Raw genomic sequence first — 20,653 nt, forward strand, 5'->3', positions numbered from 1 at the left:
CCAGGCAACACAAAACCCACAGACACAAAAAAGCCCCGGCATCTCACGACACCGGGGCTTTTTCATTCAACCACTACTCAGGCCAGTTCAAGCTCGGCATTCGCAGCAGCCGCAGGCACCACCGCTTGCCCGCTCAACGCGAGGTCCAGCAGCTCTCGGTTGGCCACGGCATACATGGCGTAATCGGTGCCGCTCGCAGCGCGGATTTCCACCAGCATGGCGCGCCAGCGCTCGATCATGCTTTCGTGCTGTGCCATCCACAGCGCCAGGCGTGCTTCCACGTCCTGAGTGCCGTCGCCCTGTTGCAGGACAGAGATGGTGATCGCACGTTGCTGCCAGTCCACATCGTCACGGAACGCTTCACGGGCCAGGGCCTGCCAGTTGTTTTCAACCGGCAGCGCGCTGATCTGTTGCAGGTACCAGGTGATGTCCAGCGCACTGCCCACGGCGAAGTAGGCCTTGGCCACTTCGGCCGGATCCTGGCCAGTGACGTCGGACGCTTCGATGATCGGCAGCAGGGTGTACAGGTGCGAGGTACCCGCGACCATACGCGCCAGCAACTCCGGAACACCGGCCGCGACGTAAGCCTGATAACGCGCCTGCCAGTTTTCACGGATTTCGCCGCTCAGCAGTTCGTCGAGCTTCAGGCCCAGCTCCTTCAGGTGCGGACCAAAGTGCGCGACGTCACGGGCAGCGTTCTGCTCGTTGCGACGGGCACGCAGGAACCAGCGGGTAGCACGGCGGCCCAGACGCATCAGCTCGTCCATCAGCTCCAGTTGCACGTCAGCGCTGACCTGGTAGTCCAGCGCTTCGATCTGACGGAACCAGTGCGGGAGGTGGAAGATGTCACGCACGATCACGTAGGCGCCGGCCACGTTCGCCGGGCTCATGCCGGTCGACTCTTTGAGTCGTTGCACGAAGGTGATGCCCATGTGGTTGACCAGATCGTTGGCGATCTGGGTGCTGACGATCTCGCGCTTCAGACGGTGACGACGCATGGCTTCGGAGAACTTGCTGACCAGGGTCGGCGGGAACGCCGTTTCCATGTCGCGGGTCAGGTAGTCATCGTCCGGCACCAGCGAGTTCAGCAGCTGTTCCTTGAGGTCGATCTTGCTGTACGAGATCAGCACCGACAGCTCGGGACGGGTCAGACCATGGCCTGCCGCAACGCGCTCGTTGATCTGCTCTTCGGTCGGCAGGAACTCGATGGCACGGTCCAGCTTGCCACGGCCTTCCAGATCGCTCATCAGACGCTTGTACTCGGCAATGCGCTCGTAGGCACGACGCGCCGCCAGGGACAGAGCCTGGGTCTGCTTGTAGTTGTTACCCAGCACCAGACCACCGACTTCGTCGGTCATGCTCGCCAGCAACTGGTTGCGTTGCTTGTCGGTCATGTCGCCGGCCTGAACCACTTCGTTCAGCAGGATCTTGATGTTCACTTCGTGGTCGGAGCAGTCCACGCCACCGGCGTTGTCGATGAAGTCGGTGTTGGAACCGCCGCCATTCAGACCGAATTCCACACGACCCAGTTGGGTCATGCCAAGGTTACCGCCCTCGCCCACTACCTTGCAGCGCAGCTCGTTGCCGTTCACGCGCAGTGCGTCGTTGGCCTTGTCGCCCACGTCGGCATGGCTTTCGGTGCTGGCCTTGACGTAAGTACCGATACCGCCGTTCCACAGCAGATCCACCGGCGCCTTGAGCAAGGCGTTCAGCAGTTCGGTCGGGGTCAGCTTGTCGGCCTTGATGTCGAAGCGTTCTTTCATCTGCGGCGAGATGGCGATGCTCTTCGCGCTGCGCGAGAAGATGCCGCCGCCTTCGGACATGATGCTGGTGTCGTAGTCGGTCCAGGCCGAACGCGGCAGGTCGAACATGCGCTGACGCTCGACGAAGCTGGTCGCCGGGTTCGGGTTCGGATCGATGAAGATGTGCATGTGGTTGAACGCGGCAACCAGTTGCAGCTTGTCGGACATCAACAGGCCGTTACCGAACACGTCACCGGCCATGTCACCGACGCCGACCACAGTGATGCTGTCTTCCTGGACATTGATGCCGCGCTCGCGGAAGTGGCGCTGTACGCCGACCCACGCGCCCTTGGCGGTGATGCCCATTTTCTTGTGGTCGTAACCGGCGGAACCACCGGAGGCGAACGCGTCACCCAGCCAGAAGCCGTAGTCGATGGCGATGCCGTTGGCGATGTCGGAGAAGGTCGCAGTGCCCTTGTCCGCAGCCACCACCAGGTACGGGTCATCGTCGTCATGACGCACGACGTTGGCCGGCGGTACCAGCGCGCCGTCTTTCAGGTTGTCGGTGATGTCCAGCAGACCGGAGATGAAGATGCGGTAGCAGGCGATGCCTTCGGCCGCGATCTCGTCACGGCTGCCGCCCAGTGGCAGGCGACGCGGCAGGAAGCCGCCCTTCGCGCCCACCGGCACGATGACCGAGTTCTTCACTTGCTGGGCTTTCACCAGACCGAGGACTTCGGTACGGAAGTCTTCTTCACGGTCGGACCAGCGCAGACCACCGCGCGCAACGTTGCCGAAGCGCAGGTGCACGCCTTCGACACGTGGCGAGTAAACGAAGATTTCGAACTTCGGTACCGGCTTCGGCAGCTCAGGGATCGCGTGCGGGTTGAACTTGAAGCTGAAGTACGACTTGTTCTGGCCGTTGGCGTCAGTCTGATAGAAGTTGGTACGCAGAGTGGCTTTGATCAGGTCCAGGTAACGACGCAGGATGCGGTCTTCGTTGAGCACCTGAACGTCGTCCAGTGCGGTCAGAATCGCCTGTTCCAGACGCTGTTGCTTGTCTTCCAGATCGTCGCTGCCCAGCTTGCGCGCCAGGTAGAAACGGGTCTTGAACAACCGGGTCAGCTCGCGAGCGATGTCGGTGTGGTTGTTCAGGGTGCTGGCGATGTAACCCAGGTCGAAGCCCAGACGAATCTGCTTCAGGTAACGGGCGTAGGCACGCAGCAGCGCCACGTCGCGCCATGGCAGACCGGCGGTCAGCACCAGACGGTTGAACGCATCGTTCTCGGCATCGCCACGGACGATGTGGACGAACGCGTCCTGCAGGGTGTCGTTGAGTTGCTGGATATCCAGCTCCAGGCCTTCCGCCGCAGTGAACGCGAAGTCATGAATCCAGAACTCGCGGCCATTGGTGTGACGCAGGCGGTACGGGAACTCACCCAGCACGCGCAGGCCGAGGTTTTCCAGAATCGGCAAGACGTCGGACAGCGCCAGCGGGGTGTCGGCGTGGTACAGCTTGCAATGCAGCTCGCGCTGACCGGACACCTGGCCCAGCGGCTGATAGAAGCTCATCACCAGCGGATTTTTTTCGTTCAGGCTCAGCAGGTGCTGCATGTCGACCACGGCCGAATGCGCCGCGAAACGCTCGCGGTAACCCGCCGGGAAGCCTTTCGGGAAATCCGCCAGCACGTTGGTGCCGTGGGCTTCGCCGAAGCTTTCGACGGTCAGTGCGGCGTAGTCGTCCTGCCAGCTGCGGCAGGCCTGTACCACTTCTTTTTCCAGCAGCAGCGGATCGATGTCGATGCGGTTCTTCGGATCAACACGCAGGATCAACTGCACGCGGGCCAGCACGGACTCGGAGAAGAAGGTCCAGAACTCACAGTCGGTGGCCTTCAGGCGCTCCATCAGCACCTGCTGGATCTTCTGGCGCACTTCGGTGGAATAGATGTCGCGCGGCACGTAGGCCAGGCAGTAGCAGAAGCGACCGTACGGGTCTTTGCGCAGGAACACGCGGATCTTGTTGCGTTCCTGGATCTGCACGATCGACATCACGGTGCTGAACAGTTCGTCGACCGGGGTCTGGAACAGGTCATCACGCGGCAGCACTTCGAGTACCTGCGCCAGTTCCTTGCCCAGGTGAGCCTTGGACTGGAAGCCGGAGCGGCGTTCGATTTCTTCGACCTTGCGACGGATGAACGGAATGACCCGCACGCTCTCGCCATACACCGAGGAGGTGTACAGGCCCATGAAGCGGTGTTCCTTGATGACGTTGCCGTCGGCGTCGATTTCACGGATCGACACGTAATCCGGGTAGGCCGGACGGTGTACGCGGCTCGGGTGCGCAGCCTTGGCGAACGACAACAGGGTCGGTTCGCGCAGGTAGTTCACTGCGTAGTCTTCGATGTGCCGGTCTTCGTTGGTCAGACCGGTGCGCAGCAGTTTGGTCAGACCGAGGAAGGAATTCTGGTCGTATTCGATATGACCGCCATCGGCCTGATCGACAACGGTGAACTCTTCGTAGCCGAGGAAGGTGAAGTGGTTGCCCACCAGCCATTCCAGGAAGCTCTTGATTTCGGTCTTTTCGTCGGCATCGACGGCGAATGCACTGTGATCGAGCTTGGTGAGGATCTCCTGCACCTTGGCCTTCATCGGCTCGAAATCAGCGACCGCGACGCGCACTTCACCGAGCACCTGCTCCAGCTCTTTGCTCAGCACATTCAGTTCGGCCGCGTTGGCGCAGCGGTCGATTTCCAGGTACATCAGCGACTCGTGCAGCACGCCTTCGCCGGTGCTGCCCTTGGGCAGGATTTCCAGCAGCTCGCCTTTGCTGCCACGACGCACGCTGAGCACGGTGGTCTGCAGGGTGTGGATGCTGTAGCCGCGGCGGTTCAGCTCGGTGCGGACCGAGTCGACCAGGAACGGCAGGTCGTGGTGCAGGACTTCGACCGCGGTGTGGGTCGATTGCCAGCCGTGGCGTTCGTAATCAGGGTTGTAGACGCGCACTTGCGGTTGCGCGTGATCGAAGCGCTCAAGCAGGCGCCACGCGGAAAGAGTACAGCCAGCGAGGTCGGAGAGGCGACGTTGAGTCAGCTCGTCCAGGGAAATGATGCCGAAGAATTGTTCAGCGAACAGCGCCACTTGTGGCAGTGCCTGTTCACTGATGTGCTGCGCCAGTGCCGCTTGCAGTTGGTGCTGGAAGTCGGCTTTGCTGGCTGCGGTGAAGAACGCCATCTGTGGTACTCCGCTTAAGCTTGTTATTGATGGAAAGCGTCGCGTGCAACACCCCTTTCGGGGCTTGTGTCGCCCTGTTCCTGATTCTCGGGCAGAGGAAACAGGGTGACAGGTGGGTGAAGCTGGACGAGACACTCAGGTCACATTCACCTTCCATTGAATGGGCATCTGCAAAAACGACTGTCGAGGCTGCCGACAATGTCTTTACGGGTGCTCATCCGTTGCGCAGCTTAATGGGTGCGACAATGTGTCTGCTTGCGGTGCTGCGACATATTCGGTCATTGGCACGTAAACGCGGCCCCGCGCACCGGTAAACATTAGCAGCCAAAGAGAATTCTCGCGCTTCAGGTAGCCGCTCAACAGGCAAGCGCACCTGAAATGACCGATTACCTGGAATTCGTTCCTGCCACACCTTTCCTCCTTGGAAAATCACCCAGCCAAAGCTTACACAGCCTTCGATTGTTCGCACCAAAAAACCAATAAAAAACAACAAGTAGAAACACACTAAAGAATCCTTACAAACTGACAAGAAATGTCTCACATAATTTGAAGACCGAATTCCTACAGCACGATTTGAACGCAAAAATCGGCAGTGCTATCTATATAAGCGCACCTCATAAAAAACCAGACATCAGTTATCAAACCGACCCACGGAACGGGTCTCTATCAAAGAAAGGAATCAACACATGCGACAACTTGAACTTCCGACAACAATAATCTACGGCGATGGCTCCTGGGAAATCATCAATTTGAACCCTGGCACCATTCGCGGAGATATTCTCAAGAATTATCCGCTGGGCAACCCGATGCATGGGCTCACACTGGCGATAGAAAGTGACTATCTGGAAAAAAAGCGCAATTTAGAGCAAGGCCTGCAAACAGAGCTGAACATTATGGACAGCAGACACCCACCGCTGATCCACCCCACTCCCGATACATGGCTAAACAAAGCCATCAACATTGTCAATGAATTGCTTTTTCAAAAAAACACCGAACTGCAGCAAAAATTAAGGGATATTAAAACGTCGCAACAATATGCGAAGTTACAAGCCACTTACGACGCCATGCTTCTGAACGAACAAATCGCAAATCTTCAAGACCGCCAGACCAGACTGTATGCCGAAATAGCTCGGCGACAGGCCGAGGCCCTCGCCCAACAGCAGGCCGCCGAAGCGGCGCGACAAGCTGAAGAGGCGCAAAGACAAGAGCAGGCGCGTCAGGCTGCTCTGCGACTGGAGGAAGAAAAACAACGGATCGCTGCCGAAGCGGAGGCCAAACGTATTGATGACTACAAACGCGCAGTGGCTTACGTCGCCGACGCGAACAAATTCATCCTCGAGAAATACGGCGCCAAGCTGCATCAAGTGGTGATGGATCTTCAAAAGGATGTATCAGGGAAAAAGATCAGGAGCTACAACGAGGCGCTGCGAACGTTCGAGCAGGTGCGAACCAACCCGAATGCAAGGCTCAGCCCGCAGGATACCCGTGCGGTTGTCGACGCACTGAACGCGTTGGACAAGGCGACCTACATGGACAGTGTCAATCGGCTCGCCAAAGGATTTGGCGTAACCGGAAAAATCGTGCAGGCGCATTCTGTTGTGGAAAAGGCAATCATCGGTTTTCAGGATGGAAACTGGAAACCCCTGTTACTCGAATTCGAAAGCATTGCCGCAGGAGCCGGAGCAGGGTTGCTGGTCGCTCTCATAGCACCACCAGTGCTAGCTGCTTTTTCGTTTCCACCCGTAATTGCTGTAGTCGCTACCGGCCTCCTCGTGGCTGGCGTTGCCGCTTTACTCGATGCCAAAACCGTAGAAAAGATAAATGACACGATTTTCACGCTAGTTGAAACGACGCCAGCGCATTAATACTCTGCCCGCCGGTTCAATTAATTGAGCCGGCCACCAAACAAGGATTACACGGTGCAAAACACTCCTGAGCCATCCATATCAACCGCATGTTTTATATCCATGCTGGCGCCGATCCTCCTCATCAACCTGATAGTTCCAATCATTAACGAGCACCATCCTATGCTGCTAGATTCTGCTCTACAAAACTATCTGATCGAAAACATCGGCTTCTGGTCGTCCAAACTCCCTCTAAGCTCCAGGATAACCACGAATTACATTGCGGTATTTGCGCCAATATTCAGCTTAATATTCCTGTACAGATGCTTAAAAATATCCGACCAGATATTTGAAAGAGCAAACAAACTCTCACTCATAAAATATTCCTTATCGCTCATTGTCCTGCTTTTATTTTGCTCTTTCTTCACCTATGAAGCGTATTTAAACTCCACCGACCTCATGAGCCGCGACTCAAAACTGAGGATCATGGGTCAGAATTTTCTATTCTATTCAACGTACTCTTCAGGAGTTTTTCTTTTCGTATTCTTACTCCCCCCGATTCTCTTTCAACTCCTGTTTTACGTTCCTTACCGCACTATCATTCACTTTAGAAAACAGCCCTCAGAACTCAAAAAAGATTCAAGGCAACATCCTCAGGAACTACCTCGAAGAAAAAAAGGAAAGCAGCCACATTGAGCTTATGCCTTCCCTTTTCCTGGGCCGCTTAGCCCCCCCACCATCAACATCAGTCAGGCAGCTCCTCGAAAGCCCTGAATTTGCTCACGGTGGCACAGTCGTAACACATGGTTTTCAGGATCAATTTATCCATGCTGGCGTCGATATTGCTGGAGTCACACTCTCGGCAAAACAGCCTCAAATGACCGAGCAGGTCGCTGTCAAAAGCTGCACGGGAGAAGAACTGCGGCACCAGTTCATCGCGCCAATACATTCCCGGCGACTTGGAAAACCCGGCACCGCTGTCCTTGAGCACTACGTCATACAACAACCGATGCAACGCCGATTGCGGTACCCGCGAATCGCGGTGTGCGTTTTTGCGCCAGTTCCGAGTCAGGGCGTCCTGAGCGGTCCCGAGCATGTTGCGCGGGATGGTGTTGGACGCGTGACTGCGACCTTTGGAGTTGCCGGTGGCGTAAAAGTGCGCAGCGTTTTTTACCGCCAGGCGGGCAAAGTAATAGAGCTGGCTTACGGAAAAATCCTGCAGGAGTTGCCCCACAACCGTTTCGGCACGCGCCTCGGCCGTGAACGAAAAACTGACTTCATTGGCCAGCACACGGATGTATTGAAGCGATTCTTCTCGGGCCAGATCGAAAATCAGCCCGTAGAGTTCGCTCTTCCAGGCAACTTGAATGTCGCCGGACAACTCCTGATAGAGCGTCAGATACAGACTTTCCCGATTACAGCGCGCAACGCCGCCGAGTGCCACATTAGGCTGCCAGCGCACTGCGCAATAGTCACTGATACTGCAACCCTCAGTGCGATCGAAGGCCCTGATATCAGAGCTCGTCGCGACCGCTAACACGCCAGCCTCGTGCAGACTCTTCAATCTTTCCTCGCTGGCCTCGACGCTCGGTGCCAGATGTTCGCTTCGGGATGTCGCGCTCAACGGCGCGATCCATTCGGGATGGTTGGCATTGCCATCGTCAAGCAAAGCCAGCAACGTCAGTTTCTGCACAAACCCAAGGGTCGAATACGGCACCGCCGGACTCGGTATACCGAAGCACGATTCAAGTTCGCGGCGATCACGCTCGGCCTGCGCCGCCAATTGTTGCTGATGAACCTGGCAACATGCCGGGCAAGTACACGCCATGCGTCGGCCATGGCGGGCGGATGCAGAGTATCGGTGCTCGCACCGTATGCACTTGTAAGGATGACGCTGCGAGATCGGAGTGCCCCGGGCGTGCCGACGTACCCACATCGGCACATCGCAATAAGGGCACTTCAGATCCTGACTGACCATCGGCGGCAAAACCTTGAGCAAGCTGCGAACAGTGGCAGGGATCTGATACTCGGCCAGAAGCGCAGCGCTTTTTTCCCCGTCCAGATATCGCTGATAAATCTGCTCGATCTGATCGTCGGACAGGTGTGCAATTTCCTCAGCGCGTTCGAAATACGGATGCATTGAAAGAGGTCCTTTTTTCGGTTTGAGTTGACGCACTCCTTTGCGCTCGAACCGCAAAATAATGACAATCGTGGCGATAAAACAAGCGAAAAAGCAGAAAATGGCTGCCAAGTTCAAACAAGTAATTTTCCCTGCGGCGTCCTCGGAAATTTCAACCCTCAACACAGGATTCATCTGTCGGAATTTTCCCTCTTCACCGATTCCGCCAGGTTTCACCCGCCCTCGTATTGCAGGCAGCAACAAAGCAACCACGCAAGAGAGCAGCGCAAATGCGCCAAGGCTGGCAAAATCGCGCTTTCGATTGCACTTAGCGCCCGTCGGCCAGGAATTCCCCCATGCAAATGACCACCGCCCTACTGATCGTCAACCCGTGCGACGACGAAGAAGACAACATGGCCATGCTCTGCTGCCATAGCGACAAGGGCGACATGTTTCTGATGAGCCGCTATCCGGACGAGGACGAGCTGGAGATCACCCTGGATGGCGAGCCTTCGACGCTGGACGGCGTGAAAGTCACCCTGTCCAAGACTCTGCTGAAGATTGAAATCGCGGCGGCGGATGCCGATGCGCTGAATGGCGATGATGTGCTGGAAATTACCTTCAATCCGGACATGGTTGATCTGGCTGAAGTTGAAGAAACCCTGAAGAATATTCTGGATGGGACTGGCACTTTCATTAGCCAGATTTGATGGCGTCTTGAAGGGCCTCATCGCGAGCAGGCTCACTCCTACAGTACGGTGTACGACGCCCCTATGTAGGAGTGAGCCTGCTCGCGATAGGGCCGGAACAGTCAACCAATCACTTCCCGGCTACAAAATTCCAACAAATCCCCCGGTCATTTCCCGCACTTTGCGCAAAATGCCGTTAGTCGCCGCCCCCCTCGATGGATTAAAGTAACGCCCCCAGCCCCGGCGTTATCCGAACGCCTGCGGCCACCCTTTCCAGGAACAGTCACCGATGGAACATCGTGAAGCGCTGCTGGCGCTGCGAACCTTTCTTTCAACGCAGATTCTCGGCCAGGAAAAACTCATCGAGCGTTTGCTCATCGCCCTGCTCGCCGACGGCCACATGCTGGTCGAGGGCGCTCCGGGTCTGGCCAAGACCAAAGCGATCAAAGAACTCGCCGAGGGCATCGAAGCCCAGTTCCATCGCATCCAGTTCACCCCGGACCTGCTGCCGGCCGACATCACCGGCACCGAGATCTATCGTCCGGAAACCGGCAGTTTCGTGTTCCAGCAAGGGCCGATCTTCCACAACCTGGTACTGGCGGACGAAATCAACCGGGCCCCGGCCAAGGTGCAATCGGCGCTGCTCGAGGCCATGGCCGAGCGTCAGGTCAGCGTCGGGCGCAGCACTTACGAGCTGTCGCCGCTGTTTCTGGTGATGGCCACGCAGAACCCGATCGAGCAGGAAGGCACCTACCCGTTGCCCGAAGCGCAGCTCGACCGCTTCCTGATGCACGTGAAAATCGGCTTCCCGGACGCCGCCGTCGAACGCCGGATCCTGCAGCAGGCCCGTGGCGAAGCGCTCAACGGCGAAACCAAACCCGAACGCCGGGTCAGCCAGCAGGCGATCTTCGCTGCGCGCAAGGAAATCCTCGGTCTGTACATGGCCGACGCCGTGGAGGAATACCTGGTGCAACTGGTCATGGCCACGCGCACCCCGGCCAAATTCGATCCGGAAATGGCCGAGTGGATCGCCTATGGCGCCAGTCCACGTGGCTCGATCGCCCTCGACCGTTGCGCCCGGGCCCACGCCTGGCTGGCCGGGCGCGACTTCGTCAGCCCGGAAGACATTCAGGCGGTGCTGTTCGACGTGTTGCGTCACCGCATCATTCTGTCGTTTGAAGCCGAAGCCGCCGGCATCGATCAGGATCGGGTGGTGCAGCGGATTCTCGACGTCGTAGCCGTCGCTTGACCCCCATGAACGCCCCCCTGCCGTCCGAACCGGGCATCCGCATCAGCCTCACCGATCTGATCGAGATGCGCCACCGTGTGCGCGAAGTGCAGCTGTTTTCCACACCCAGTCAGCGCAGTCCGCTGATCGGTCTGCATCACTCGAAATTCCGTGGTCGCGGGGTCGACTTCGATCAGGTGCGGGTCTATCAGGCCGGCGACGACGTGCGCACCATCGACTGGCGCGTGACCGCGCGCACCCAGGAGCCGCACACCAAGCTGTTCCATGAAGAACGCGAGCGACCGATTTTCATCATGGTCGAGCAAAGCACCCGGCTGTTTTTCGGCTCCGGGCTGATGTTCAAGTCGGTGCTTGCAGCGCAAGCGGCGGCGCTGATCGGCTGGGCGGCGCTGGGGCACAATGATCGGGTTGGCGGACTGGTGTTCGGCGACAACGAGCATTACGAAATCAAACCGCGCCGTAGCAAGCAGAGTCTGCTGCAATTGCTCAACCGCCTGGTCAAGGTCAATCAGTCGCTGCACAGCGAACGCGAAGCGGACCGCGACGCCCTCGGCGTGGCGCTGCGCCGGGCGCGTGAAGTGTTGCGTCCGGGCAGCCTGGTGATCGTGATCTGCGACGAGCGCGCGCTGTCCGACAGCGCCGAGCAGCAACTGAGTCTGCTATCGCGTCATTGCGATCTGTTGCTGTTGCCGCTGTCCGATCCACTGGATCACGCCCTGCCTGCCGCCGGGCTGCTGAGATTCGCGGAAAGAGGCGCACAACTGGAACTCGACACCCTCAACTTCGAGCTGCGCCAGACCTATCGCGCCCAAGCCGAAGCCCGTATCGCCCGTTGGGAATTGCTCGCGCAAAAACTGCGGGTGCTGCTGATGCCGTTGAGCACGCAAAGCGAAATGGTCGAGCAGATGCGCGAGTTCCTCAATCCGCAGCGCCCGGGGAGCAGTCGATGAACGGCCTCGAACAACTGCAACCGCTGATTTCGCCGCCGCCGATCGACTTCTGGCCGCCAGCGCCGGGCTGGTGGCTGCTGCTGTTATTGCTGCCGCTGCTGGGCTTCGCCGTGTGGCGTTTGCGCCGGTTCATTCCGACCAGGAAACGCCCGATCGTGCGCGCCGAACAACCGCTCGACCCCGTGCGCATCGCCGCACTGGCCGAACTGGCGCAGATGCCCAAACCCTACGACGGCGCACCCGCCGGTGCCTGGCTGCAGCAACTCAACGGTCTGCTCAAACGCCTGTGCCGCAACCACTACCCCTACAGCCAGAGCCACACGCTCAATGGCCGCAAATGGCTGGCGTTTCTCGACAACCGCTGCCCGGCCGCCGGCCTGACGCGCTGGATGGTGCTGGTCGAAGGTGCTTACAAACCCGAATGCAAGCTTGACGACAAAGCCATCGCCGGCCTGACCCAAGCCGTCGACACCTGGATTCGCAAGCATGTTTGAGTTCGCCTGGCCGTGGATCTTCGTGCTGCTGCCGCTGCCGTGGCTGATGCGTCTGGTGCTGCCGGTGGCCGACAGCGGCGAACCGGCGCTGCGCGTGAGTTTCCTCTCCGACCTCGAAGGTCTGGCGCGGCGCCGGGCCCGCGCCAACCTGCCGGCGTGGCGCCAGCAAGCACCGTTCCTGCTGCTGTGGCTGTTGCTGCTGAGCGCCGCCGCCCGCCCGCAATGGCTCGGCGAACCGTTGCCGATCGCCGCCAGCGGCCGCGATCTGCTGGTGGCGGTGGACGTGTCCGGCTCGATGGACTTTCCCGACATGCAGTGGCAGGACGAAGACGTCAGTCGCTTGTCGCTGGTTCAGCATCTGCTCGGCGATTTCCTTGAAAGTCGTGATGGCGACCGCGTCGGTCTGATCCTGTTCGGCAGTCAGGCCTATCTGCAGGCACCGCTGACCTTCGACCGGCACACCGTGCGCGTCTGGCTCGATGAAGCGCGGATCGGCATCGCCGGCAAGAACACCGCCATCGGCGATGCGATCGGTCTGGCGTTGAAGCGCCTGCGCATGCGCCCGGCACAGAGCCGGGTATTGATTCTGGTCACCGACGGCGCCAACAACGGCGGCGAAATCGATCCGCTGACCGCGGCGAAACTGGCCGCCAGCGAAGGGGTGAAAATCTACCCGATCGGCATCGGCGCCGACCCCGAAGACAGTGGCAGCACCGGCCTGCTCGGGGTCAATCCGAGCCTGGACCTCGACGAGCCGGCCCTCAAGGCCATCGCCAACGCTACCGGTGGCCAATACTTCCGCGCCCGCGACGGCAAAGAGCTGCAAGCGATCCGCGACACCCTCGATCAACTCGAACCGGTGACCCAGCAACCGACCCAGGCGCGCCCGGCGCAAGCCTTGTATCAGTGGCCACTGGCATTGGCCCTGCTGCTTAGCCTGTTGCTGGTCGCCCGCGAATTGTGGCCGGACAACCCGCTGCAACGCCTGTTTACCAAGGAGCTGTATCTGCAAAGTCCGCTGCCTGACTGGCGCGAGCGTCTCAAGCGCCTGCGTTTGCGGAGGCGCCGATGATCGCGCTCTGGCCGCACTGGTTCCGCCCCTGGTGGCTGCTGCTCCTGCCGCTGCTGGGCTGGCTGATCTGGCAACTCTGGCACCGGCAGAAACGCGCCGGACGCTGGCAGATGATTTTGCCGCCGGCGTTCCACGCGACGCTGCTCAGCGGTGGCAATGGCCGCGCCAGCAAGCTGCCGTGGGTCGCCCTTGGCGTGGCGTGGCTGCTGACCCTCGTCGCCCTGCTCGGACCGAGCTGGGAGCGGGTCGAACAGACCAGCCAGAAACCTGCCGACCCGTTGGTGGTGGTGCTGGAGCTGACCCCGGAAATGCTCGCCACCGATTCGCCGCCAACGCGACTGGAACAGGCCCGGCGCAAGCTGTTCGACTTGTTGCAGGCGCGCAGCGATGCGCAGACCGCGATCGTCGTCTACGCCGGCAGCGCGCACACGCTGGTGCCGCTGTCGGATGACCTGGCGACCAGCCACAATCTGCTCGACGCCCTCAAGCCGTCGCTGATGCCGGAAAGCGGCCATCGCGCTGATCTCGGCGTGAGCAAGGCACTGGCCTTGCTCAAGCAAGGCGCGCTCGGCCAAGGACGGATTCTGCTGATCGGCTCCTCGCTGACCGAAGAAGAACGCCAAGGCATCCGCCGCGCCCTTGGCCAGCAATCGGCGCAACTGCTGATGCTCGGCATCGGCACCGCTGAAGGCGCGCCAATCGCTCAGGAGGACGGCAGTTTCCTCAAGGACGAACAAGGCGCGATCCGCGTGCCGCAACTCGACAGCCCGGGCCTTGGCGCATTCCTCGCCAGTGTCGGCGGCGAGTACCACAACGCGCGACTGGACGAGTCCGATTTGCGCGCCCTCGGCCTGCTCGATGGCCCGCGCAGCCTGCGCGACGATGGCCAGACCGTGCGCCTCGACACTTGGGCCGATCAGGGATACTGGCTGTTGTTGCCGCTATTGCTGCTGGCTGCCTGCGCCGGACGACGTGGCTGGTTGTTTTGCCTGCCCTTGCTGCTGTGCCTACCGCAGCCGAGCTACGCTTTCGACTTCGAAGACCTGTGGCTGCGCCCCGACCAACAGGGCCTGCACCTGCTCAAACAGAAACGCCCGGCCGAGGCTGCCGACCACTTCGAAGATCATCAGTGGCAAGGGGTAGCGTTGTACGAGGCCGGCGATTACAGTGGCGCCGCTCAGCGTTTCGCCGAAGGCAGCGATGCCCGCGCCCACTACAATCGCGGTAATGCGCTGGCGAAAAGTGGTGAGCTGGAAGCAGCCATCGATGCCTATGAGCAAGCACTGGAACTGCAACCGGACTTGCGCCCGGCGCTGACCAACAAGGCCTTGGTGGAAAATCTGCTCAAGCAGAAGAACACTCCGCCACCGGCCGAACCACAGCCACAACCGGCGCAGCCGAACGTGCCCGGCGATGAATCGCCACCAGCGACCGCGCCACCACCCGCGGTGAAAAGTGACACCCCGAGCGAGGCCCAGCCCGGCGAGTCGGCCAGCGAACCGCCACCGACCACCCCGCCGCAGCCAGGCCCCAACGAAGTGCCGGGCAACGATGAAGCGGAAGAAACCGATACCGTGCCTACGCTGCGCCCGAGCGAGGACAACCTCGAAGGCGAGCAGCGTCAGGCACTGGAACAATGGCTGGGCAAGATCCCCGACGACCCGGGCGAACTGCTGCGACGCAAATTCTGGTACGAACAGCAACAACATCAGGATCAGGAAAAAACTCGATGACCCGTTTCACCGCTCTCTTGCTGCCCCTGCTGCTCTGCACGGCCACCGCCCAGGCGGCCGAGCTGACGGCCAGCGTGGATCGCAGTCGCCTGAACTCCGGCGAGACGGTCGAGCTCACCCTCGAAACGGATGATGTCACGCAGTTCGGCAAACCCGACCTGGCGCCGCTGGAACCGCTGTTCGAGGTGCGCGGCACGCGTCAGGTCAACCAGTTGAACACCCTCAATGGCGACAACCGCGCCACCACGCGCTGGATCATTACCCTGCTGCCGAAAGAGAACGGCAGTGTGGTCATTCCGCCGCTGCAACTGGGTGAGGTGCAGAGCCAGCCGATCACCGTGCAAGTAATCGAGAGCGACAGCCGCGAAGAGAAAAACAACCTGGACCCGGTGTTCATCGAGGCCAGTCTCGACCAGTCCAGCGTTTACGTGCAGGCCCAGGCGATCCTGACCCTGCGCATCTACCATTCGGTGTCGCTGTATGACGACAGCAGCCTGACCCCGCTGCAGATCGCCGACGCGCGTATCGAGCAACTGGGCGACACCCGCACTTACGAGAAAGACATCAACGGCGTGCGCCATGGCGTGATCGAGATGCGCTATGCGATCTACCCGCAGCACAGCGGCTTGCTGACCATCGCCCCGCAGACTTTCAGCGCCACACTGGTCGACACTCAGCCGGCTCAGGACGCGACCGCGCAAGGCCCGAAACCGGGCAAGCTGCTGCACGTCAGCTCCTCAGAGATTCCGCTGACGGTCAAACCAAAACCGCTGACTTACCCGGCCGATGCGCCGTGGCTGCCGGCACGCAGCCTGAGCCTGAGCGAAAGCTGGAACCCTGAGCCGGATCATCTTCAGGTCGGCGACTCCCTGACTCGCAGCCTGACTTTAAAAGCCGAAGGCCTGGCCAGTTCGCAGTTGCCGGCCCTGCCCGGCACCGAAGCCAATGGCCTGCGCCGCTACCCGGATCAACCGGTGCTGAGCAACCAGAGCGGCGAGCGCGGCCTGATCGGCAGCCGTGAAGAACGCGAAGCGCTGGTGCCCAGCCGCAGCGGCGCGATCGAGTTGCCGACGGTAGACGTGATCTGGTGGAACACCTTCGAAGATCATCTGGAACACACCAGCCTGCCGGCGCGCACCCTGCAAGTAGCGAACAACCCGAGCCTGCAGGTCGACACCCCGGCCGGCACTCTGCAAGTGAGCGCCATCGATAACGATGTGTTGTGGTGGTGGAAACTCAGCACCCTGATCCTCGCCTGCACCACCCTGCTCGGCTTCGGCCTGTGGTGGCGGGCGCGCTGGCAACCGGCGGTGCACCGCGCCGCCCAAACCGGCCCGAGCCCGCGCACTTTGCTGGACGACATCAAACGGGCGTGCCAGGCGAATGATCCGCAAGCGACCCGGCAGGCGCTGGATGCATGGGCGCGGCAGCAGCCGGAGACGCTGGCGGATATGGCAGCGCGGTTTGTGCCGTTGTCGGATGCGCTGGATGGGCTCAATGGCGCGCTGTACAGCGAGACGGGGCAGCATTGGCAGGGCGAGGATTTGTGGCGGGCGATCCGTACCATTCCGGCGGCCGAGCGGGTGCAGGATCCGGTGGGTGACAGCGGGTTGCCGCCGCTTTATCCGAAGTAAACCGCAAAAGATCGCAGCCTGCGGCAGCTCCTACAGGGATCACGTGTAGGCGCTGCCGCAGGTTGCGATCTTTCAGGCGTTGAAGGTGTTATGACGCTTGTTCACTTTCCGCCGCTTCAAGCAGTCGTGTCTCACGCATTCCCAGACCACGGGACAACGCTGTGGCTTCGTAGAAGATTTTGCCATTGAGCTGGTCGGCGACGGCATCGCTGTTACCGCCGGCCGGGCCACGGCCCCAGGTCACGACTTCGCCGCTGGAGGTCAGCGCGGCGAAGGCATGGGTGTTGCCATAAATGGCGCGGACGTTGACCAGTCTTGCGGCAATACTATCCGGGATTTCCCCACCTCGATCAGCAGCCCCCCAGGCTACAACGGTGCCGTTGGCCCGCAGCGCAGCAAAAGCAACTCCCCCGCATACCACCTGGACGATGTCAGTCAGTAATGCAACTGGCGCCGGAATTGCCTGGGATCCCCAACCCACTATCCGCCCGCTGCTCAGCAGTGCGACGAATGATCCATAGTTACCCGTTATCGTCCGGATATCCGTCAGTAATGCGATCGGCGCAGGAACGTTTGCGCCGTGTGCCCCGGCCCCCCAGGCAACAACGCTGCCATTGCTGCGTCGCGCGGCAAAGGCGCGTTCGGTTCCGCTCAGTTCCACAACGTCTATCAGTACTCCAATCTCGGCAGGCACAACTCCCCCTCTACCGGTACTGCCCCATGCCACTACCGCACCATTGGCACACAGGGCGGCAAAAGCATAAGCGGTAGCTACTAGATCAACGATGTCATCCAATGCCCCGATAGCCGTAGGCAAGTTTCCTCCCCAGGTTTGGTGCCCCCAAGCCACTACTGAACCATTGGCCCGTAGCGCAGCAAAGGCGTAGAGGTTGCCAATCACTTTGACAACATCCCTCAGCCCAGCTACCGGCTCTGGAAGTGCTGCCCCCCAAGGAGGGCTTCCCCACGCCACCAAACTCCCATCACGACGTAGCGCGACAAACGCATAACCGTTGCCGCTTACCGCTACGATATCCCGCAAAGGACTGATGGGTTCCGACACGGCTCCTCCGTTTCCACTCAGCCCCCAAGCCACTACCGCACCCGAGGCCTGTCGTGCCGCAAAGGCGTAACCGCAAGCACTCAGCGATATGGCATCAGAAATGGCCGGTAATGAACCTCCTAAATTTCCACCACGGCCTGGCTTACCCCATGCCACCAGGGCTCCACGCTCAGTCCGTGCCGCAAAGGCCGCATTGTTTGCTTCCTGGCCGGATATAAAATTCCCGTTCCCGCACAGGTTCTGCGGATTGATCGTCACCTGATCATCACTGATCCGCACATGCAGCAGCCGATCCGGTCGAGTGTCACGGAACGTCGTGCCACTGACCTCGCCCTCCTCGCCGTTGTAACGCCACGAGGCGTTGATCGGCTGCCGGGTAATCGCATCCAGCGCGGTCAGCCACGCAGTCCCACCGCCATAAATCTGGTAATTGCCGCGCGAGCGCGCGCCCATCACCAGCAGGCGTCCAGAGCCTTTGGAGGCGAGCACGTCGTAAACGGCCACGCGTGAATTAAGCCGCCCTCCCACCTGACGCAGCACCGTGCAATCCAGCGATATTTCCCGCCCGACATTGGCCAGCACCACCGACCTCGGTACGGTCACGAGCTTGTCGCGCCCTGCCTCTCCGGCTTGCACTTGGAACGGTACGGTGGCGGTACCGCCTCCCGGCGCTCCGATCCAGCGAATCTCACCGCTGTCACCCACCTTCAGGCCGTAGGCCGCTGTAAGTCTCACGGTTGCGCCGACACCGGGTACCGCACTTGCGTCGATCTGGCCGCCGCGCGCGCCATCAACGGTTGGTGGATCAAGATCCAGATGAGCAGAGAGGACTCGCAATGTCAGGGGAAACGAGTACGCCAGGGTCTTGCCGCCTCGCACGATGAAGTAATCGATGACGATCAGGTGATTGAGGTTATTGCTCACGAATTGTCTGGCCACTGTGAAAGGCACTTCCTTGCCAGCGGTTTGCGACGTCAGCGATATCGAACCTCTGGTGCTGCCATCACTGGTCGCACCGCGCCAGCGATAACTCACCACGTCGTCGGGCAGTGTCTCCAGGTACGGCACAATCAACTTGCAACCCAGCGGCGGCACGTCCTCCGGATCGATCGAAGACGTTTCGCGGCGCGCCTCTTCCACCCGGGGTCCCTCGAGCAAGGGGACCACCTCCCCGACCTGCATCTCGAACGGCAAAGACTCACGCACGTTGAGTGTCGCCTCATCATCATTGGCAACGGTATAGGACACCGACACCTTCAACCCGTCGAAACGCCGGATCACCGCGTTCGAGACGTTGCGTAGCACTGGCTCGTCATCCGGTACATCGCCAACCGGACGCGGGTCTTCGTAATAGACGATGCCGCCGCCGGGCCGCGTGGCCTCCCAGATCAGCGTCAACAGGTCACTGGCGGCGCGTCCCGCAAACCATGGCATGCGCACGGTGGCCCAATGCTCGTTCGGGTCCAGCGTACCGGCGGGGGCTTCATCCACCGTAGGAGCCGGCAGACGGATGGTCTCACCCTCTACCGTGATACCGACGCTCTTCGACGTCCGATCAGCCTCGCCTGTTCGTTTGAGTACGTAAGAGACACTGGCCCGGCCTTTGGCGATGGCCCACACCTTGTCGTTCGGGACAGTGAACGTCAGCGCAACGCCGACTCGCGTCACCGGCAACTCCAGCGGGCCATGATTGATCGGCGCGCCCTCGGCGTTAGTGCCTTGCCAGGTCAATGCGACAATGTCCTGCAACTTGAAGACGCTAGCGGGGGTATTGACCAGAACGTTCACATCGTCATCTTGCAACTCGTCGAGATCGATGACATTGCTGACAGGATCGGCCTCCAGCACGATAGGCGCATCCAGACGACTTCCTTTCAGATCCACCAAGATGCGGGTTTCCGCCGACCACGGTGACCGTGGATCCGGATAGTTGCCACACTCATCGATCACCTGGTACATCACGATCACCCCGGCGCTATCACCTGCCTGCTCGATCAGTCTCTTTTCGAAGGTCACGATCAGCGGGTTACGCACAGGGTCGTCAATATGTTTTTGCTCGACAAGGACGTTTTTCTCTACGCTGCCCCACGCCACTTTGACACGGTCGTTGATACGCATGAAGGGGTACGGCAGGATCGTGATCGGCACACCCGCCGCGGCCTCCCCGGGGCCGACGCCGTTGTCGATGATGCTTTGGAGAATGTGGTAGCGCAGGTTCTGGTTGCCGGGCGTTGACTGGTCGTCATCGAAGCCGCCGGGGCGATCCAGTTTGACGAAGAACCTTTGCAGCGGTGTTGACTCAGGTTCCTGAAACGGCCGGGTCACTCGATAAAAAACCGGATAGGCCTCCCCTCTGCGGATATGCCCCTCATCGATAACCCCTTTGATGAGTTCGTTTTCATCTTCCGGCTCGATGTCTTTACTCCAGACCGGCGCCTGCAGGTCGCCCCAGAACACCTCAAGCAGATCACCCGCCTCCATGACCAGCCAGGGAGGGACCAGAAAATCGACGCCTCCCTCCACGGCGGCCACCGGCAAACCACCGTCATAGCCCTGCACGGGAGTCTTGAGTTTGGTGATCCTTATGGGCTTGAGCGCGTTCACGCCTGGATCAGAAGACGTAGAGGCTGATGGTGATTGCGTTTTCATACAAGCAACTCCTCAAGTGACAGAAAGCCCCGGCCCGACGCCTTGGCGACTGCGGCAATCCCACCACTCGGTGCTGATGGCTGACTACTGTCAGATCTGACAGTAGCGACGGACGGAAGATTGTTTGCCCAAGTAAAAAGCAAAAAGATCGCAGCCTGCGGCAGCTCCTACATTTAGTCCGTGT

11 protein-coding genes are annotated in these 20,653 nt (G+C 60.1%); 8 read left to right on the forward strand and 3 right to left on the reverse strand.

Annotated features, from left to right (window positions below; all coding sequences use genetic code 11):
* Positions 1-77 precede the first annotated feature (77 nt).
* On the reverse strand, positions 78-4,973 hold the full coding sequence (locus M0808_RS16540) for an NAD-glutamate dehydrogenase (protein ID WP_095136367.1): 4,896 nt from the start codon (positions 4,971-4,973) through the stop codon (positions 78-80).
* Positions 4,974-5,659: 686 nt separating this feature from the next.
* On the opposite strand from M0808_RS16540, the gene M0808_RS16545 reads away from it, so the two are divergent.
* Complete coding sequence (locus tag M0808_RS16545) at positions 5,660-6,838, forward strand: colicin-like pore-forming protein (RefSeq protein WP_247841904.1); 1,179 nt, start codon at positions 5,660-5,662, stop codon at positions 6,836-6,838.
* Positions 6,839-7,562: 724 nt separating this feature from the next.
* Here the strand turns inward: M0808_RS16545 and M0808_RS16550 are convergent.
* The gene (locus M0808_RS16550) at positions 7,563-9,131 is read right to left on the reverse strand and encodes a hypothetical protein (protein ID WP_247841905.1); all 1,569 of its coding nucleotides are present in this window, start codon (positions 9,129-9,131) and stop codon (positions 7,563-7,565) included.
* A gap of 161 nt (positions 9,132-9,292) precedes the next feature.
* Here M0808_RS16550 and M0808_RS16555 point away from each other — a divergent pair, with 161 nt between their 5' ends.
* The 7 genes from M0808_RS16555 to M0808_RS16585 all read left to right on the forward strand — a co-directional run bounded on the left by M0808_RS16555 (position 9,293) and on the right by M0808_RS16585 (position 16,757).
* The gene (locus M0808_RS16555; RefSeq protein ID WP_098964262.1) at positions 9,293-9,646 is read left to right on the forward strand and encodes a hypothetical protein; all 354 of its coding nucleotides are present in this window, start codon (positions 9,293-9,295) and stop codon (positions 9,644-9,646) included.
* 268 nt (positions 9,647-9,914) lie between these two features.
* Entirely contained in the window at positions 9,915-10,874 is a 960-nt protein-coding gene (locus tag M0808_RS16560) for a MoxR family ATPase (RefSeq protein WP_003218556.1), read from the forward strand.
* Between the two features lie 5 nt (positions 10,875-10,879).
* Positions 10,880-11,824, forward strand: a complete 945-nt coding sequence (locus tag M0808_RS16565) for a DUF58 domain-containing protein (RefSeq protein WP_247841906.1) — start codon at positions 10,880-10,882, stop codon at positions 11,822-11,824.
* Complete coding sequence (locus M0808_RS16570) at positions 11,821-12,318, forward strand: DUF4381 domain-containing protein (RefSeq protein ID WP_007968588.1); 498 nt, start codon at positions 11,821-11,823, stop codon at positions 12,316-12,318. The genes M0808_RS16565 and M0808_RS16570 overlap by 4 nt, the downstream gene beginning before the upstream one ends.
* Positions 12,311-13,390 (forward strand): VWA domain-containing protein, encoded by a 1,080-nt coding sequence (locus M0808_RS16575; protein WP_150368734.1) that lies wholly within the window; start codon positions 12,311-12,313, stop codon positions 13,388-13,390. Before M0808_RS16570 ends, M0808_RS16575 begins: the two co-directional genes overlap by 8 nt.
* The gene (locus M0808_RS16580; protein WP_247841907.1) at positions 13,387-15,123 is read left to right on the forward strand and encodes a tetratricopeptide repeat protein; all 1,737 of its coding nucleotides are present in this window, start codon (positions 13,387-13,389) and stop codon (positions 15,121-15,123) included. The genes M0808_RS16575 and M0808_RS16580 overlap by 4 nt, the downstream gene beginning before the upstream one ends.
* Positions 15,120-16,757: a BatD family protein gene (locus M0808_RS16585; protein ID WP_247841908.1), complete on the forward strand. Its 1,638-nt coding sequence runs from the start codon at positions 15,120-15,122 to the stop codon at positions 16,755-16,757. The genes M0808_RS16580 and M0808_RS16585 overlap by 4 nt, the downstream gene beginning before the upstream one ends.
* An 88-nt stretch (positions 16,758-16,845) precedes the next feature.
* Here the strand turns inward: M0808_RS16585 and M0808_RS16590 are convergent, their stop codons facing one another.
* Positions 16,846-20,469 (reverse strand): hypothetical protein, encoded by a 3,624-nt coding sequence (locus tag M0808_RS16590; RefSeq protein WP_247841909.1) that lies wholly within the window; start codon positions 20,467-20,469, stop codon positions 16,846-16,848.
* Between the last annotated feature and the right edge of the window lie 184 nt (positions 20,470-20,653).

Source organism: Pseudomonas sp. MWU12-3103b (assembly GCF_023100615.1).
GTDB lineage: Bacteria > Pseudomonadota > Gammaproteobacteria > Pseudomonadales > Pseudomonadaceae > Aquipseudomonas > Aquipseudomonas putida_A.

Coding starts and splice junctions, on each gene's coding strand:
- M0808_RS16540 (WP_095136367.1), bottom strand. CDS start 4,973: ATGGCGTTCTTCACCGCAGCCAGCAAAGCCGACTTCCAGCACCAACTG.
- M0808_RS16545 (WP_247841904.1), top strand. CDS start 5,660: ATGCGACAACTTGAACTTCCGACAACAATAATCTACGGCGATGGCTCC.
- M0808_RS16550 (WP_247841905.1), bottom strand. CDS start 9,131: ATGAATCCTGTGTTGAGGGTTGAAATTTCCGAGGACGCCGCAGGGAAA.
- M0808_RS16555 (WP_098964262.1), top strand. CDS start 9,293: ATGCAAATGACCACCGCCCTACTGATCGTCAACCCGTGCGACGACGAA.
- M0808_RS16560 (WP_003218556.1), top strand. CDS start 9,915: ATGGAACATCGTGAAGCGCTGCTGGCGCTGCGAACCTTTCTTTCAACG.
- M0808_RS16565 (WP_247841906.1), top strand. CDS start 10,880: ATGAACGCCCCCCTGCCGTCCGAACCGGGCATCCGCATCAGCCTCACC.
- M0808_RS16570 (WP_007968588.1), top strand. CDS start 11,821: ATGAACGGCCTCGAACAACTGCAACCGCTGATTTCGCCGCCGCCGATC.
- M0808_RS16575 (WP_150368734.1), top strand. CDS start 12,311: ATGTTTGAGTTCGCCTGGCCGTGGATCTTCGTGCTGCTGCCGCTGCCG.
- M0808_RS16580 (WP_247841907.1), top strand. CDS start 13,387: ATGATCGCGCTCTGGCCGCACTGGTTCCGCCCCTGGTGGCTGCTGCTC.
- M0808_RS16585 (WP_247841908.1), top strand. CDS start 15,120: ATGACCCGTTTCACCGCTCTCTTGCTGCCCCTGCTGCTCTGCACGGCC.
- M0808_RS16590 (WP_247841909.1), bottom strand. CDS start 20,469: ATGAAAACGCAATCACCATCAGCCTCTACGTCTTCTGATCCAGGCGTG.